Annotated in this window: 16 protein-coding genes; 5 read left to right on the plus strand and 11 right to left on the minus strand. The window is 69.5% G+C overall.

Features of this window, described 5'->3' with window-relative positions:
* Window positions 1-55: 55 nt before the first annotated feature.
* From ACFQ9R_RS20720 to ACFQ9R_RS20760, 9 genes are all read right to left on the minus strand, one after another.
* On the minus strand, window positions 56-1,051 hold the full coding sequence (locus ACFQ9R_RS20720; protein ID WP_378636564.1) for an ROK family protein: 996 nt from the start codon (window positions 1,049-1,051) through the stop codon (window positions 56-58).
* Window positions 1,048-1,749, minus strand: coding sequence for a hypothetical protein (locus ACFQ9R_RS20725; RefSeq protein ID WP_378992533.1), 702 nt, complete (start codon window positions 1,747-1,749; stop codon window positions 1,048-1,050). Before ACFQ9R_RS20725 ends, ACFQ9R_RS20720 begins: the two co-directional genes overlap by 4 nt.
* A complete protein-coding gene (locus ACFQ9R_RS20730) occupies window positions 1,739-3,019 on the minus strand; it encodes an ArsA family ATPase (RefSeq protein ID WP_378992677.1) in 1,281 nt (426 codons plus the stop codon). Before ACFQ9R_RS20730 ends, ACFQ9R_RS20725 begins: the two co-directional genes overlap by 11 nt.
* Window positions 3,016-3,453 carry an SRPBCC family protein gene (locus tag ACFQ9R_RS20735; RefSeq protein ID WP_378992534.1) on the minus strand — a complete coding sequence of 146 codons (438 nt, stop codon included), beginning with the start codon at window positions 3,451-3,453 and terminating at the stop codon, window positions 3,016-3,018. The genes ACFQ9R_RS20730 and ACFQ9R_RS20735 overlap by 4 nt, the downstream gene beginning before the upstream one ends.
* A 39-nt stretch (window positions 3,454-3,492) precedes the next feature.
* Window positions 3,493-3,888 carry a polyketide cyclase / dehydrase and lipid transport gene (locus ACFQ9R_RS20740; protein WP_378992536.1) on the minus strand — a complete coding sequence of 132 codons (396 nt, stop codon included), beginning with the start codon at window positions 3,886-3,888 and terminating at the stop codon, window positions 3,493-3,495.
* A 43-nt stretch (window positions 3,889-3,931) separates the two neighbouring features.
* The gene (locus ACFQ9R_RS20745) at window positions 3,932-5,059 is read right to left on the minus strand and encodes a glycosyltransferase family 4 protein (protein WP_378992538.1); all 1,128 of its coding nucleotides are present in this window, start codon (window positions 5,057-5,059) and stop codon (window positions 3,932-3,934) included.
* Between the two features lie 69 nt (window positions 5,060-5,128).
* A complete protein-coding gene (locus ACFQ9R_RS20750) occupies window positions 5,129-6,136 on the minus strand; it encodes a peptidase MA family metallohydrolase (RefSeq protein WP_378992540.1) in 1,008 nt (335 codons plus the stop codon).
* A 9-nt stretch (window positions 6,137-6,145) separates the two neighbouring features.
* On the minus strand, window positions 6,146-7,210 hold the full coding sequence (locus ACFQ9R_RS20755) for an NlpC/P60 family protein (protein ID WP_378992541.1): 1,065 nt from the start codon (window positions 7,208-7,210) through the stop codon (window positions 6,146-6,148).
* A 224-nt stretch (window positions 7,211-7,434) separates the two neighbouring features.
* Window positions 7,435-8,004 carry a C40 family peptidase gene (locus ACFQ9R_RS20760; protein WP_378636581.1) on the minus strand — a complete coding sequence of 190 codons (570 nt, stop codon included), beginning with the start codon at window positions 8,002-8,004 and terminating at the stop codon, window positions 7,435-7,437.
* A gap of 613 nt (window positions 8,005-8,617) precedes the next feature.
* Between ACFQ9R_RS20760 and ACFQ9R_RS20765 the strand changes: the two genes are divergently transcribed.
* The 3 genes from ACFQ9R_RS20765 to ACFQ9R_RS20775 all read left to right on the plus strand — a co-directional run bounded on the left by ACFQ9R_RS20765 (window position 8,618) and on the right by ACFQ9R_RS20775 (window position 11,513).
* Window positions 8,618-10,576: a DEDD exonuclease domain-containing protein gene (locus ACFQ9R_RS20765; RefSeq protein WP_378992542.1), complete on the plus strand. Its 1,959-nt coding sequence runs from the start codon at window positions 8,618-8,620 to the stop codon at window positions 10,574-10,576.
* A 105-nt stretch (window positions 10,577-10,681) separates the two neighbouring features.
* Complete coding sequence (locus tag ACFQ9R_RS20770; RefSeq protein ID WP_378992543.1) at window positions 10,682-11,233, plus strand: phosphoribosylanthranilate isomerase; 552 nt, start codon at window positions 10,682-10,684, stop codon at window positions 11,231-11,233.
* A 4-nt stretch (window positions 11,234-11,237) separates the two neighbouring features.
* Window positions 11,238-11,513 (plus strand): Lrp/AsnC family transcriptional regulator, encoded by a 276-nt coding sequence (locus ACFQ9R_RS20775; RefSeq protein ID WP_101463603.1) that lies wholly within the window; start codon window positions 11,238-11,240, stop codon window positions 11,511-11,513.
* Between the two features lie 10 nt (window positions 11,514-11,523).
* On the opposite strand, the gene trpD is transcribed toward ACFQ9R_RS20775, so the two are convergent.
* Both trpD and ACFQ9R_RS20785 read right to left on the minus strand, forming a co-directional pair.
* Complete coding sequence (trpD, locus tag ACFQ9R_RS20780) at window positions 11,524-12,585, minus strand: anthranilate phosphoribosyltransferase (protein WP_378992544.1); 1,062 nt, start codon at window positions 12,583-12,585, stop codon at window positions 11,524-11,526.
* 91 nt (window positions 12,586-12,676) lie between these two features.
* Entirely contained in the window at window positions 12,677-13,093 is a 417-nt protein-coding gene (locus ACFQ9R_RS20785; RefSeq protein WP_378992545.1) for a hypothetical protein, read from the minus strand.
* A gap of 179 nt (window positions 13,094-13,272) precedes the next feature.
* Here ACFQ9R_RS20785 and ACFQ9R_RS20790 point away from each other — a divergent pair, with 179 nt between their 5' ends.
* Together ACFQ9R_RS20790 and ACFQ9R_RS20795 are read left to right on the plus strand one after the other, a co-directional pair.
* Window positions 13,273-13,884, plus strand: coding sequence for a heme-copper oxidase subunit III (locus ACFQ9R_RS20790; RefSeq protein WP_378712418.1), 612 nt, complete (start codon window positions 13,273-13,275; stop codon window positions 13,882-13,884).
* Between the two features lie 57 nt (window positions 13,885-13,941).
* Window positions 13,942-14,814 (plus strand): c-type cytochrome, encoded by an 873-nt coding sequence (locus ACFQ9R_RS20795; RefSeq protein WP_378992546.1) that lies wholly within the window; start codon window positions 13,942-13,944, stop codon window positions 14,812-14,814.
* Window positions 14,815-14,862 lie beyond the last annotated feature (48 nt).

Below are 14,862 nucleotides of genomic sequence, written 5' to 3' on the forward strand. Positions count from 1 at the left end.
TGGTCGCAGGTCACAACCAACCCGAGCTGGTAGCTGGAGCACATGGCTGTGACCCTTATCTCGCCGCGCGACCGGCCACCGGCGCATCGACCGCCGCCCTGGCCAATTCCGCGGCGCCGATCATGCCCGCGGCCTCCCCGAGCTGCGTGGTGCGCAGACGCGCCAGCGGCCGATGCCCGGCTCCGGTGACCGCGCTCGCGTAGTGTTCGCGAGCCTCGTCGAGGAACAGCGGCGCCGAACTGCTCACCCCACCCGCGATCACCACGAGGTCGGGATCGAACAGATCGCTGACGAAGGCGAGGCCGAGTCCGAGCCACCGCGCGAAGTCGGCCATCACCCGGACCGCGAGCGGATCGCCGTCCTGTGCGGCGCCCGCGACCCGGCGGCCGGTGAGCGAGCCGGGGTCGCGCAGCACATCGCGCGCCAGCACCGAACGCACAGGGTCGGTGGCGAGCATTTCGATGGCGGTGTCGGCCAGCGCCGTTCCGCTGCAGTAGCGCTCCCAGCAGCCGTGTTTGCCGCACGGACAGGCACGGCCCTCGGGCACGACCTGGAGATGGCCGAGTTCGGGGGCGATGCCGTGGCTGCCGCGATAGAGCTGACCGTCGATGAGCAGCGCGGCGCCGATGCCGGTGCCGATCGCGACGAGCACCACCGTCTGCCCGCCCGCCGCCGCACCGAAGCGGTACTCGGCCCAGCCCGCGGCGTTCGCGTCGTGTTCGAGGATCACCGGCAGGCCCAGCCGCGCGGTGAGCCGTTGGGCGACCGGGGCGTTCTGCCACGGCAGGTGCGGGGCGAACAGGACCGTCGATTGATCGGTCGAGATGAAACCGGCGACGGCCAGCCCCACCGCCGCGATCGGATGCCGCCGGGCCAGCTCGCGCACCGAGCGGTCGATCGCGTCCTCGAGGGCGCGCGCCGAATGCGGGGTCGGCGCCTGCACAGTGTCGAGCACCTCACCGTCGACGTCGACCACCGAGGCACGAATGTTGGTGCCACCCACATCGATGCCGACGGTGAGCAGGTGTTGAGGGTCGATCCTGCTGGTCATCCCCGGATCGTCACCGGAATGTCGACATATTGCGAGCGCGGCGCGCGGGCGGCGGCCGACCGATCCTCGGCGGTGGGCCTGGGGCGCTGGTTCGGGTTGGCGGCCGTCGGCGGCGCGGTGGTGGCGAATGCGGCAGCGTCCGGCGCGGTCGCGTCGGCGCGGTCGGGTTCGGGGGTGATGTGCGGTGTGCGCGTGGTCCGCGGCGCGTTGTACTCGTCGACCCGGCGCGGGCGAGGGGCGCTGGACTGGTCCGGGCGCGGGGCTCGCGAGCGCGGGCTGGAACCCGGATCCTGCAGACCTGTGGCACCGCTGGAGCGTGGGGGCTGACCCGTGGGCTCGTGTGCGGCGGCATGGTCGTCGGCCGAATTCGGGTGTCCCGCAGCGTGCTCGGCCCATTCCGGCGGGAGGACCGGTTCGACGGGAATGCCCGCGAGGGCTTCGCGCAGGACCGTCACCATGGAGGTGCCGTGGTCGGCGAGGGCCGCGACGACGTCGTGGTGGTCGCCGCGCAGCAGGGCCGCGGCCGCGCAGACCGGGCACCAGGCGCAACCGCCCAGGTCGGCCCGACCGTCGGCGGCGGTGCGGCGTAGCACGGGTTCGACCCGGGCGAGGAGAACTTCGGAGAGTAGGCGCAGCTCCTCGGTGAACTCGGCGAAGCCGTCGTGGCCGTGGCGCTCGGACTGGGAGTCAGTGCTCATCTGCGGTGGCCTTCGTGTAGTTCGGATCGGCGGGCCACACCCGCGGATCGGGCCGGAAGCGGACCACGAGGTGACCGGTGTCGAGTTCGGCGCCCGCCACTGTGCAGCGTCGCAGCACCGGCGCGAGGCGTACGCGTGTGCGTACCCCGTCGGCTCCCACGATCAGATCGTCCTCCACTCGGCCCAGCCGCAAGGTGCCGGGATCGACTACCGGCAGCCGCATCCGCATCGCGTACACGGAGTCGACACCGGAGCCGGACTCCCATCGAACCATCGGTTCGCCCGAATCCGCGCCCTGAGCGTGTTGTGCGGGCAGCGTGTCGACCGAATGCGAGAAGGCCGCCAGCGAATTCACCCCCACCGGCTCGGCGCCGGCGTGCTGGGCGATCAGGATCGGGACATCGGTGAGTTGCTCGTGCAGCCGGGCCACCACCTCGAGTTGCTCGGCGCGGCGGTTCAGATACCAGTGCACGGCCGGGTGGGCGTTGTCGCCGGGCGGTGGCACCGGGGCCAGCACCTTGTTCACCACCACCGCGTCCATCCGCAGGCCCAGCAACGCGGCCGCCGAACGCACCCGCCGCGCCTCGGCGACGGCGACCTGTTCGGGGCCGGTGATCAGGCGGGCGCTGGTGCGGGTGCGGTCGGCGAGGAGATCGCGGACCTGGGTCACCGCGACCACGACCCGTTCGACCGCGGCCGCGAGCACCGCCTTGCGGAGATCCAGTCCGATCGCGCTCATCGTGCGCGCATGCCGGGGCCAGAGGCGTTCGAGATAGTTGAGCATGGTGTCGGGGGCGGTGACGATGCGCAGCATGTCGGCCGAGGGCGGGCAATCGACGACGATGACGTCCCAGTCGTTCTCCTCGGCGTACTGGGCGATCTCGACCAGCATCAGCAGTTCCTGCACACCGGGCAGCCCGGTCAGCTCGGCCGGGTCCAGCGCGGCGAGGTCGAAGCCGTGATCGTGGCCGCCGCCTGTGGCGAGCATCGCCACCACATCGCGGAAACGGTCCTCGAGCAGGGCGAGGGAATCGATCTCGATCACCTCGATGCCGGGCGCCACCCGGGCCACCCCGGCGACGGTGCCAGGATCGTGCGGGAAACGGAAACCGAGCGCGTCACCGAGCGAATGGGCCTGATCCAGCGAGGCGATCAGCACACGCTGACCCGAGCGGGCATAGGTCATGCTCGTCGCGCAGGCCAGCGTCGTCTTCCCGACACCACCCTTGCCGACGAACAGTTCGACGCGGGTACCGCCCGGGGCGCTCAGCCTTCGACCCGCTTCTTGAGCTCGTTGAGCGCGGTGTCGGTGATGACCTTCTCGGCTTTGCGTTTGAACATGCCGATCATCGGGATGTTCAGGTCGACGGTGAGTTCGTAGACCACCTCGGTGCCACCCCCCGGCCGGTCCCGGAGTTCGTAGCTGCCGTCCTGGGCCTTCTGCAGGTCACCTTCGAGCAGCCGCCAGCTCACCGCTTTGCCGTCGGCGCGCCAGGTGTAGGACAGCACGTAGGTGTCCTTGACGACGCCGGCATCGAGCACGAACCGTGCGGTGGCCGCACGCCCTTCGGCATCGCGATCGACGACTTCGACCGACTTCGCGGCGGCCACCCACTCCGGATAGGACTCCAGATCCGCGATAACGGCCATCACCTGCTGCGACGGTGCGTCGATGAGAATCGATCTCTGAGTCCGGTCGGCCATGGCAGCCAAGCCCTCATTTCTGTCTGGGAACGATGCCTGTCAGGGGGCGGCGGGGATCGCGGGCGCGACGCCCGCGGGGCGACCGGCTTCTAGTCGTGCTTTGAGTTCGAAGGCCATGTTGCGGCCCGCGACCCGGCGGGCGCGATTGGCCGCGGCCAGCGCGCGCGGCGGCTTCGATGCGGCCGTGGTGGGCTCGGCGTGCAGGAAGTAGTGCAGGATGGCGCCCTCGGGGACGGCCTCGAGCCATACCTCCATGGTGCCGGTCAGCGCGCCTGCCACCGTCCAGCGGATGCCTTTGTCGCCGCGATCCTCGCGCACATCGAGGCGCAGGTCGGGCCACCAGCGGCGCCAGTTGTTCGCGGCGCTGAGCACCTCGGCGATCGCGGTGCCGGGTGCGGCGAGGAAGGTCTGATCTGCGACCTGGATACTGCTCACCCGGCTGAGCGTAGTGGACGCCACATCGGGCCCGGCCAAGGTGTCACCGCAGCAGTTCCCGCAACCGGGCGCCCTGACGGTCCCAATGCCAGTTCCGCTCCACCCAGGCCCGGCCCGCGGCGCCCATCTCGGCCGCCTTGTCCCGGTCGGTGAGCAGCTCGACGATGGCATCGCTGATCTGCGGGACCGACCGGCCGTGCACCACGATGCCGGTCTCGCCCTCGCGCACCGTCTCGGGGGCGCCGCCGGAGTCACCCGCTACGACCGGGACCCCGGTCGCCGACGCCTCGAGGAAGACGATCCCGAGCCCCTCGACGTCCAGGCCCGCCCCGCGTGTACGGCACGGCATCGCGAACACATCGGCGATCGTGTGATGGGCGGCCAGCTCGCCGGAGGGCACCCGCCCGGTGAACACCACACTGTCCTGCACGCCGAGCGCCTCGGCCAGCGCGCGCAGGCGCGTCTCGTACGGTCCACCGCCGGCGATCACCAGCACCGCGCCGTCGACGCGCTCGCGGATCTCGCTCATCGCCACGATCAGCATGTCCTGGCCCTTACGCGGGACCAGCCGCGACAGGCACAGCACCGTCGGGCGCTCGCCGAGGCCGTAGCGGGCGCGCAGCTCCTCCCGGGCGGCCGGGTCGGGCCGGAACTCGGTGGGGTCGACGCCCGGCGGCAGATGTTCGAGGGCCGCGCGCGGACCGAAGGCCGAGGCGAAACGGCCGCGGGTGTACTTGCTGACGTAGGTCACCACATCGGTGTGCTCGCCGATCGATCGCAGCACCTGGCGCGAACCGGGCAGCATCGACCAGCCGACCTCGTGACCGTGGGTACTGGCCAGGATGCGCTCCGCGCCCGCGCGCCGCAGCATCGGCGCCATCGCCGCCAGGGGAGCGGCCGCGCCGAACCACACGGTGTCGCAGCCGTGTTCGCGCAGCAGCGCACTCGCCCGCTTGATGACCGCGGGGGTCGGCAACATCAGTGTCGTCGGATGACGCACCACCTGGAACTTCTGCGCGGCGTCGAACTTCTCGTGGCTGTCACCGCGCCAGCGCGGGGCGTACACCACCAGGTCCTCGGGCGGCAGCTGATTCGACAGCGCCTGCAGATACGACTGGATTCCGCCCGGCCGAGGCGGGAAATCGTTGGTAACCAGCAGAGTTCGGGCCATAAGAGAACAACCTAATCGGTCGGCTGACGGGTGGGCGGACGTGGTCGGGCGTACCCGCGCCTGCGCCCGTCATGCGGCGCGGCCGCGCAACCAGGCCCGCCACCCGTCCAGCAACTCGGCGCGCGAGGCCCCGAGCACGGCGGTGAACGCCGCATCCTGGGCCGCGGGGGATTGCGGGCCGGTGGCCAGGCGCTTGTACAAGGTGGTGAGGGCGGCGGTGCCGTAGCGGTCGGCGAGGAAGGCGCAGGTGCTCCACGCGCTTTCGTAGGCGTAGGCCGCGTCGACACCGGTGAAATCGGTATCGGCGACGAGTTCGGTGGGTAGGGCGCCGCCGCGCAACCGGGTGGTCAGCGTGGGCGCGATCTGGGAGAAGGTGGTCTGCTGATCGCGCTGAGCGACGTACTCCGCGAAGCCCTCCAGCATCCACAGCGGTGCGCCGTCGGCGGTGTCGGCTCGGGTGGCGAGGTGGGTGAGTTCGTGGCGCAGCAGCGTGGCCATGCCCTCGTTGCCGACCCGCCTGCGGGCGTCGGGGTTGAACACGATGCGCTGGTCGGTGGGCTGGGTGCCCGGGGTGTAGGACCCGGTGAGCGACACGGCGGCCACGTCGGCGCCGGTGGCGCCCGCGGACCTGGTCAGCGCGGTGAATTCGGCTGGAGTGCTCGCCACGACCACCACGGGCGCGCGATTCCACTCGGTGCCCCACACCGCGCTCACATCCGAAATGGCTCGGCCCAGCTGTTGTTCGAGGACATCGAGATCGGCGCGATGGCTGGGGTGGGCCACCAGCAGCGCCGGGGCCGCGGCACCGTCGGCGACTTCACGCACCAGGATCGGGCCATAGGGTTGCAGCTCGCGGCGCACCGGACTCAAGCGCGGATTGTCGATGCCCTCGGAGGTGTCGAGTACTTCGGCCTCGTCGGTGGCCAGCTGCAACGGACCCGCGTTGCGCGGCACCAGGATCAGTGCCACGCACGCCCCGGTCAGCAGTGTGACCGAGGCGAGCGTGATGCAGAATTCCAGGCGGCCGTTCGACGAGAACCACGAACGCAGGCCCGAGCGGGGGGACGGATCGGTCACCGGTCTTGCTCAGTATCGCCGGGCCGAGTGGTACGGGGTGGTGTTGATCGGCGCGACAGCGACCGGCACGCCGAACGTGGAGGCGTGCACCATCATTCCGTTGCCCGCGTAGATGCCGACGTGGGTGATGTCGGGATAGAACAGGATCACGTCGCCGGGCAGCAGTTCGTCCTTGGACACCGGCGTGCCGTAGCCCGCCTGCTGGGAACTGGTGCGCGGCACGTTCTTGCCGACCTGCTTGAACGCCCACTGCACGAGACCGGAGCAGTCGAACTGATCGGGCCCGGTGGCGCCCCAGACATACGGATCGCCGACGCGGGTGAGGGCGGCGGCCAGCGCGCTGGTGCCGCTGCCGGGGACCAGGCCCGCGAGCAGCGAATCACGGTCGAAGCCAGGGGGGAACGGTGAACCGGCCAGCGTCGACTTGTCGCGCGCCGAGAGCTGGCTCCACGCCTCGACCACCGAGGTGGTCGAGGCGGCGAGGTCCTGGCGTTTGCGTTCGACATCGGCGCGCACCGCGTCGGCGGCGGTGGTCGCGGCGTGCGCCGCCTCGGCGGCGGTGCGGGCGACGGCGTCGGCCGCGGTGGCGGCGTCGGCGGCCTGCTTGAACTGGCGGACCGTGTCGGTGGTCTGCTGGGCGAGCACGTCCAGCGTCGACATCTTGTCCAGCAACTGCTGCGGTGAACCGCTCGACAGCACGGCGAACATGCTGTTGGTGCGTACGCCGGTATAGGCGGCCACGGCGGTGCGGTCGATCATCGGCTGGAACCTGCGCACTTCGGCGCGGGCGGCCTCGACGACCGCGGAGGTGGCGGCGACCTTGTCGTCGGCTTCGCGTTGCAGCGCGAGCTTGGCGTCGAGATCGCCTTGCGCGGTGAGCGCGAGCTGGTTGAGTTGCTCGGACTGGCGAGAGAGGTCGACCATGCGCGAGATCGCGTCGGTCGCGGTGGTCGGCATGGCCACGGGGTCGGCACCGGAGGGGCCGGCGGTGTAGATCGCGCACACCAGGATCGCGGCGGAAAGGGCTCCGGCGAAACCACGCGTGGCGTGCGAATTCCGGTGGTGTGCAGTCACAGTGGCCCGTGCCCCGTTCTCTCGTTGTCCGCCGATACAGCGCACTACCTGAGCGCGATCTCCTCGTCAGCCGAGAAGGTCTCGATCAGGTTACGGAACTGTATGCAGTCGTGTCCAGTAAAGGTACGTGCGCCGTCCAACCCAGTGGACGGCGCACGTACCCGGACGATCAGTGCCGTGACGGTGCGCACTTCCCCGCGAACTGCGCATCATGCGGCATTCGATCAGAAGCGTCGAGCACCCGCGAACGGCATCGACGACAGCGACGCGATCTGAACGGGGGTGCCCGCGGTGGAGGCGTGCACGACATTGCCGTCACCGGCGTACAGGCCGGAGTGGCCGCCGCCGTAGAACGACACCATGTCGCCGGGCTGCAGGGCATCGATGGAGACCGGGGTGCCGGCGCCCAGCTGGGCGTCGCTGGTGCGCGGAATGTCCATGCCGGCCTGGGCGTAGGCCCACTGGACCAGACCCGAGCAGTCGAAGGCGTTCGGGCCCGCGGCGCCGTAGACGTAGGGCGAGCCGATCTTGCTCAGCGCGGCATCGAGGGCGATGTCGGCGGCGGTGGCGCGCGGTGCGGTGAAAACCTGCGGCGCGGCCGGGATCTCGATGCCGGGGACGCCCTGGGGCAGCGGAATCTCGTTCGGAACCTCGAAAGTGCCGATGCCGGGCACGGTCACCGGGGTGGCCGATGCCGGGGCGGCCGGCAGGAGGAACGCGCCGATGGTGGCAGCGCCGACGGCTCCGACGGCAACGGCACGCTGCGCCTGACGCTTGACGGTGTTGTTCGCCATGATGCGGAACTTCCAATCTGCCCCACGACGCCGTGTCCGTTTGACGCGGCGGGCTTCGTCTCGCTGACCGTTTCCGATCGGCGGGACTCCGTGAGGTCTCAAAAAGGTTACGAAGACATCACGGGGGTTTGTAAAGTCGGACATCGGTCCAAGGGGGGTTTCGGCTGATATCACCGAAGAATGTGTGCGAGCTGAGTCACACCCGATCACGAAACGATAACGCCAGGTCGCGGCGATCGAGATTTCCGGGTGCTACCGGCGCGTCGCCAATAGGGCTCGCGCGGCGATTTTCGTGCCCAGAATCGGTAAATCCGCAGGTCGCGCAGGCTTGGAGCATGGTTTGCCTGCGTGTCGGACGGTTCGCCTCACGGGCGGCGCGCCGTAAGCTGCGGCGCGCGCAGAGCGGTAAGGCCGATTACCCATTGAAATCTGATGAACTCATGTGAATTCGATAATAATGTGAGCCCGGTCACAAATCAGTTTGATCTTGGGCATTTTGTTCGCATCAGAACGAAAGTCTCGCGCCGAATTGTCGGCTCCGAAGATCACGGCCCCGGGTTGTGCCGGGTCGCGGGACGGGTCGCTGGGCGGTCCTCTCCGACATCTACTGGCCATGGCCGACTCGATGCGCTCGGGGGAGGTGCGCCCGATCGGCTGGGCGGTCATCGAGTTCGGGCCGAGCTTGTCGGACCCCCGTCCTACGCTGCTCGCCGTGCCCGATCCCGCTCCGCTCCCGGCTGCCGCCCGGCAGTTGGCCTTCGATGAGCTCGATACTCCGCTGTATGCCACCACTTTCGTCGTCGTCGACCTCGAAACGACCGGGACCAGCGCTGATCGGGACGCGATCACCGAGATCGGGGCGGTGAAGGTGCGCGGCGGTGAGGTGCTGGGGGAGTTCGCGACCCTGGTGAATCCGGGGTACGCGATTCCGCCCGCCATCGTGCAGATCACCGGGATCACCACGGCGATGGTGTACGAGGCGCCGCGGATCGAGGGGGTGCTGCCGGGGTTCTTCGAGTTCGCCGCCGGGGCAGTGCTGGTGGCGCACAACGCGCGGTTCGACACCGCGTTTCTCAAAGCGGCCGCGGCGCGTCAGGACATCGCGTGGCCCAATCCGCAGGTGTTGTGCACCGTGAAGCTGGCGCGGCGGGTGCTCACGCGTGACGAGGCCCCGTCGGCACGACTCGGGGTGCTGGCACAGCTCCTCGGTGCGTCGACGACACCGACGCACCGCGCGCTCGACGACGCCCGCGCCACCGTCGACGTGCTGCACGCGTTGATCGGCCGGGTCGGCAATCAGGGCGTACACAGCTTGACCGAGCTGCTCGACTACCTGCCCGGCGTCACCGGAACCCAGCGCGCCAAGCGCACTTTCGCGACCGATCTGCCTGCCGCGCCCGGCGTCTATCTCTTCCGCGGACCGTCGGGCGAAGTCCTCTATATAGGGACTGCGGTGAATCTGCGCCGTCGCGTCCGCAACTACTTCACCGGTTCGGAGACCCGCGGCCGGATGAAAGAGATGGTGGCACTGGCGATTCGGGTCGACCATGTGGTGTGCGCGCACGGCCTCGAAGCCGGGGTGCGCGAGCTGCGGTTGCTCGCCGCGCACGCGCCGCCGTACAACCGCCGCTCGAAATTCCCCAAGCGTGGGTGGTGGCTCACCCTGAGCGAGGAGGCATTCCCCCGGTTGACCGCGGTGCGCACCCCGACCCGGACTGCGGTGGGGCCGTTCAATTCCCGGACCGACGCCGTCGACGTGGCGTCCACGATCGCCGAATTCGCCGGAATCCGAACCTGCGCCACCCGCCTCACCCGCACGGCGAAACACACCTGCCCGCCCGCGGTGGTCGGCGGCTGTCCCGCCGCACGCCACGACGCTGACCACAACGCCACGAGCTACGCTCCCGCCGTCGACGCGGTCCGCGACCTGTTCACCGGCCGCGCCGACACCCTGCTCCGCGCGATGATAGATCGAATCGAAACATATTCCACCGCAGAGCATTTCGAGGCAGCGGCGCGCTTGCGCGACCGCACCGCCACCGTCGTCACGAAACTGCACCGCACCCAGCGTCTCGCCGCCCTCGCTCGCCTCGCGGAACTGATCATCGCCCTCCCCGACGGTGCGGGCGGCTGGGAATTCTCTGTCATCCGCTACGGCCGCCTCGCCGCCGCGGGCACCGCTGCGCGCGGCACCCCACCGATGGCCGTTGTCGATCAGATCGTCGCCGCCGCCGAAACAGTGATCCCCGACCTGGGCATCGCGTCGCCGGGTAGCGGGACCCAGCGGTCGGCAGCTGAGTCCGATCGGGTGAATGCGCCGGAAGTGGCGTTCTCCCTCGACGGTGCGGTCGTCGACCTCGGCGACCGCATCCCACCCCTGCGCGGAGCCCCACCGGAGGAAGTCGGCGTCATCGCCCGCTGGCTTGCCAAACCCGGCGCGCGGATCGTGCGGACCAGCGACGGATACCACGAACCGCTGCACGGTGCGGCGCGCTGGGTGGGCTGGGCGCAGCTCGCGCGCACGGCCGCGACCACCAGGAGCGAGCAGGAGGAGTATCTGGCCGAACGTTGACGAGCCACACCGGGGCGGCCGAGACAGGCGAGAACAACCCGTCCTGGATCATGGACGACGACTCCGCGCACCGTGGCGGGGCCCGAGGACAAGGAGCAGCGGCGAATGTTCGTGAAGGTGTGCGGTCTGACCACCGAGGAACAGATCGACTGGGCGATCGAGCTCGGGTACTCCGCGATCGGCGTCATGGTGACGACGAAGAGCAAGCGCTACCGCACCCCCGAACAGGCACGCGCGCTCGCCGGCTACGCGCGTGGTCGCATCACCACCTTCGCCGTCGCCCTCGAGGCGAGCGAGGTCGCCGAGGTAGCGGACGCGTTCGACGTCGTGCAGCTCTATGAGTGGACCGACCTGCCGAACCTGGCCTTCTGCTCCTCGAACCCGCCGGAACCGGGTCAGACCAGCGAATACTTCTTCTACGACGCCAGCGCGGGCTCCGGTGTGTTCGAGGAGTTCCCCGATTGGGTCCGCGCGCAACCGGGCCGGGTGGTGCTGGCGGGCGGCCTGGACCCCGGCAACGTTGCCGATGTGATCGCCCGGCACCGTCCCTATGGCGTGGACGTGTCCAGTTCGGTGGAAGCGGCACCCGGGGTGAAGAGCTATGACCTGATGCGTCGGTTCAAAGCGGCCACCGAGCGGCCCGAAGTTCTAGAGTGATCCCATGATTACCGCGATCGTGATGATCCAGGCGCAGAACTCTCGCATCCCCGAGACCGCGCAGGCCCTCGCCGACACCGAAGGAGTCGCCGAGGTGTACTCCTGCGCCGGTGACGTGGACCTGATCGCGATCGTGCGCGTGCGCGACCACGCGCGCATCGCCGAAGTGGTCACCGCGGGCATCGACAAGGTGGACGGCGTGGTCCGCACCACCACCCACATCGCGTTCAAGTCCTATTCCAGCGCCGACGTGGAAGCCGGATTCTCGCTGGGGGAGTGAGCCTTCGGGGTCAGTTCTCGTCGAGCGTCCTGGTGAGTTCGGCCCAGCTCTGCAGCAGCTTCGCCGCCGCCCCGCTGTCCACCGCGGCGGCGGCGCGCTCGAGCCCGTCGGTCAGCGCCGCGTCCAGGTCGAGATCGACATCGCCGACCCCGCGCGAGAGGTCGTAAGCCACGATCGCCGCGGCCGAGTTCAACAGCACCGCGTCACGGACAGGTCCGGCCGTCCCCGCGAAGACATCGCGCGCGACCTGGGCGTTGACCTCGGCATCCCCGCCACGCAGGTCGTCCAGGTCCACCCTCGCGATGCCGAGCCGCGTCGGATCGATCAGCGTTCGACGGATCCGCCCACCACTGACCACCCACACGTCGGTCAGATCCGAAGTGGTGATCTCGTCGAGCCCGTCACGCCCACGCACGACCAGCGCACTCGACCCACGCGCCTCGAACACCCCGGCGATCACGGGCGCGAGATCGGCGAACGCGCACCCGATCAGCCCGGCGCGCGGCTGGGCCGGATTGGTCAGCGGGCCCAACACGTTGAACACGGTCGGAATGCCGATCTCCTTGCGCGCCGCCCCGGCGAAACGCAGCCCGGAGTGGAACAGCGGCGCGAAACAGAACCCGATCCCCGCCTCGCGCACCGATCGCGCCACCGACCCGGGTCCGAGCGCGAGCTTCACACCCAGCGCTTCGAGCACATCGGCACCACCGGACTTCGACGACGCCGCCCGGTTCCCGTGCTTGACCACGGGGACCCCGGCCGCGGCCACGACCACCGCGGACATGGTCGAGATGTTCACCGACCCCGAACGATCGCCGCCGGTGCCGACGACATCGACCGCGTCGCCGTCGACGTGAACCAGCCGGGCGTGCCCGAGCATCCCGGCCACCATGCCCGCCAGTTCGGTCGGCGTGGGGCCCTTGATCTTCATGGCGACGCCGAACGCCGCGATCTGGGCGGCGGTGGCGTTGTCGGTGAAGATCTCGTCGATCACCCAGGTGGTGTCGTCCGCGGCCAGGTCGCCACCGTCGGCGAGGGTTCCGAGCACCTGGGCCCAGCTGCGCACGCTCATCTGCTCTGCTTCTCCTTCGACGACACCGTTGCGCCACTGTAGATCGGGCGCGCGGAGGTGGCGCAAGGTCTTTTGCGCCGTCGGGCAAAGTTTACGGGGCGGTGCGCGGGGGTTGCAGCGCGTCCCAGCCGTCGGCGACGCCGTCGTGGCGCTGGGCGAGCCCGGCCATCCGCGAGCGTTCCTGCGAGCAGGTCAGCGGATCGAGCCGTTGCACCCGCTGCAGGATGATCGGGACCAGGTCCGCGGCCGGCGCGGCGGGCTCGGCGCGTTCGTATCCGTCATACCCGGCGATCTCGCACGCGGCCTCGATCTGCCCGGCGGGCAGCCGCAGATGGTGGCGCAACACCGCATCGGCCTCCCGATCCAGCTCGCTCGCCCGATCCAGCGCGGTCGAACAAGCCTCGACATCGTCGAAACTCGACGCGACCACCACAAGATCGTCGCGCCCCGGGTCCAACTCCCGCGCCGACCCACCGAACAGCCGCCGCCACATCCGCACCACGACCATCGCCGCCTCCTCGTCTCAGCCTATCCACATCCAACGCTGTCACAATGAGTTGTCGCGCGGTCGTCGCCAACACGCCGACGGAAGTCGTAGACCCCCTCTGTGCGTGGGTTTTCCGACTGGCGCCACAAACTTTCGTACCCGGGTACATGTGTCGTACTACGAAGAGTCATACTTACCCCGTGACGACCGCAGTAGGCACCCCAGGATCGGCCATTACTCAGCGTGTGCATTCGCTGAACCGGCCCAACATGGTCAGCGTCGGAACCATCATCTGGCTGTCGAGCGAGCTGATGTTCTTCGCCGGGCTGTTCGCCATGTACTTCGTTGCTCGCGCGCAGGCGCACGGGAACTGGCCCCCGGAGCCGACCGAGCTGAACATGAAGCTTGCGATTCCGGTGACGGCCGTGCTGATCGCGTCCTCGTTCACCTGCCAGATGGGTGTGTTCGCGGCGGAGAAGGGCGACGTGTTCGGCCTTCGTCGCTGGTACAGCATCACCCTGCTGATGGGCGCGTTCTTCGTCGCCGGGCAGGGCTACGAGTACTACCACCTGGTGGAGGAGGGAACTTCGATCGCCGGCAGCTCGTACGGCTCGGTTTTCTACATCACCACCGGCTTCCACGGTCTGCACGTGATCGGCGGTCTGATCGCGTTCGTGTTCCTGCTCGTCCGCACCACGCTGAGCAAGTTCACCCCCGCCCAGGCCACCGCCGCGATCGTGGTGTCCTACTACTGGCACTTCGTCGACATCGTCTGGATCGGGCTGTTCGCCACGATCTACTTCGTCCGATAGCGCGCGGCGCGCACAGCATTTGCACAAGTCGGTTCCGTCTACTCCAAAGGGACACAGATGAGTTCATCTCCCCCGTCGGCCCCAGAGCCCGCCGGCCCCGGCGCCGGGCAGGACGCACAGGCCGCCAAGGCGCGTAAGCAGCGCCGCGCCCGTCGTCGTATCGCGGGTGCTCTCGCGCTGATGATCGGCTTGGTCGGAGCCGGCTTCCTGGCGACCGCGCTCACCCCGCAGGCGCAGGTCGCGACCGCGCACGAGGACCAGTCCGCGCTCATCCGCGAGGGCAAGCAGCTCTACGACACCTCCTGCATCACGTGCCACGGCGCGAACCTGCAGGGTGTCGCCGACCGTGGTCCGAGCCTGATCGGCGTCGGCGAGGCCGCGGTCTACTTCCAGGTCTCCTCCGGCCGCATGCCGATGGCCGCCAACGGCGCCCAGGCGCTGCGCAAGCCGGAGAAGTTCGACGCGCACCAGACCGACGCGCTCGGCGCCTACGTCGCCGCCAACGGCGGTGGCCCCTCGGTGATCCGCGACGCCAACGGTGAGATCGCCCAGGAGTCGCTGCGCGGCGACGACATCGCCCGTGGCTCGGAGCTGTTCCGCATGAACTGCGCCTCCTGCCACAACTTCACCGGTCGCGGTGGCGCGCTCTCCGGCGGTAAGTTCGCGCCGCCGCTGGCCGAGGCCAGTGAGCAGCAGATCTACCAGGCGATGGTCACCGGCCCGCAGAACATGCCCAAGTTCTCCGACCGGCAGCTGACGTCGGAGGAGAAGCGCGACATCGTCGCCTACGTCAAGAACTCCGCCGAGGAGAAGTCGCCCGGCGGCTGGGATCTCGGCGGGTTCGGTCCGGCGACCGAAGGTTTGGCGATCTGGGTCATCGGCATCACCGCCGTGGTCGGCGCCGCGATGTGGATCGGATCGCGGTCATGATCGGTCAGTGCGCGGAGGCGGCAGCGCAGCGTAACCACGCGGCGTGCC

The organism is Nocardia sp. NPDC056541 (genome assembly GCF_042794235.1).
Classification (GTDB): Bacteria; Actinomycetota; Actinomycetes; order Mycobacteriales; family Mycobacteriaceae; genus Nocardia.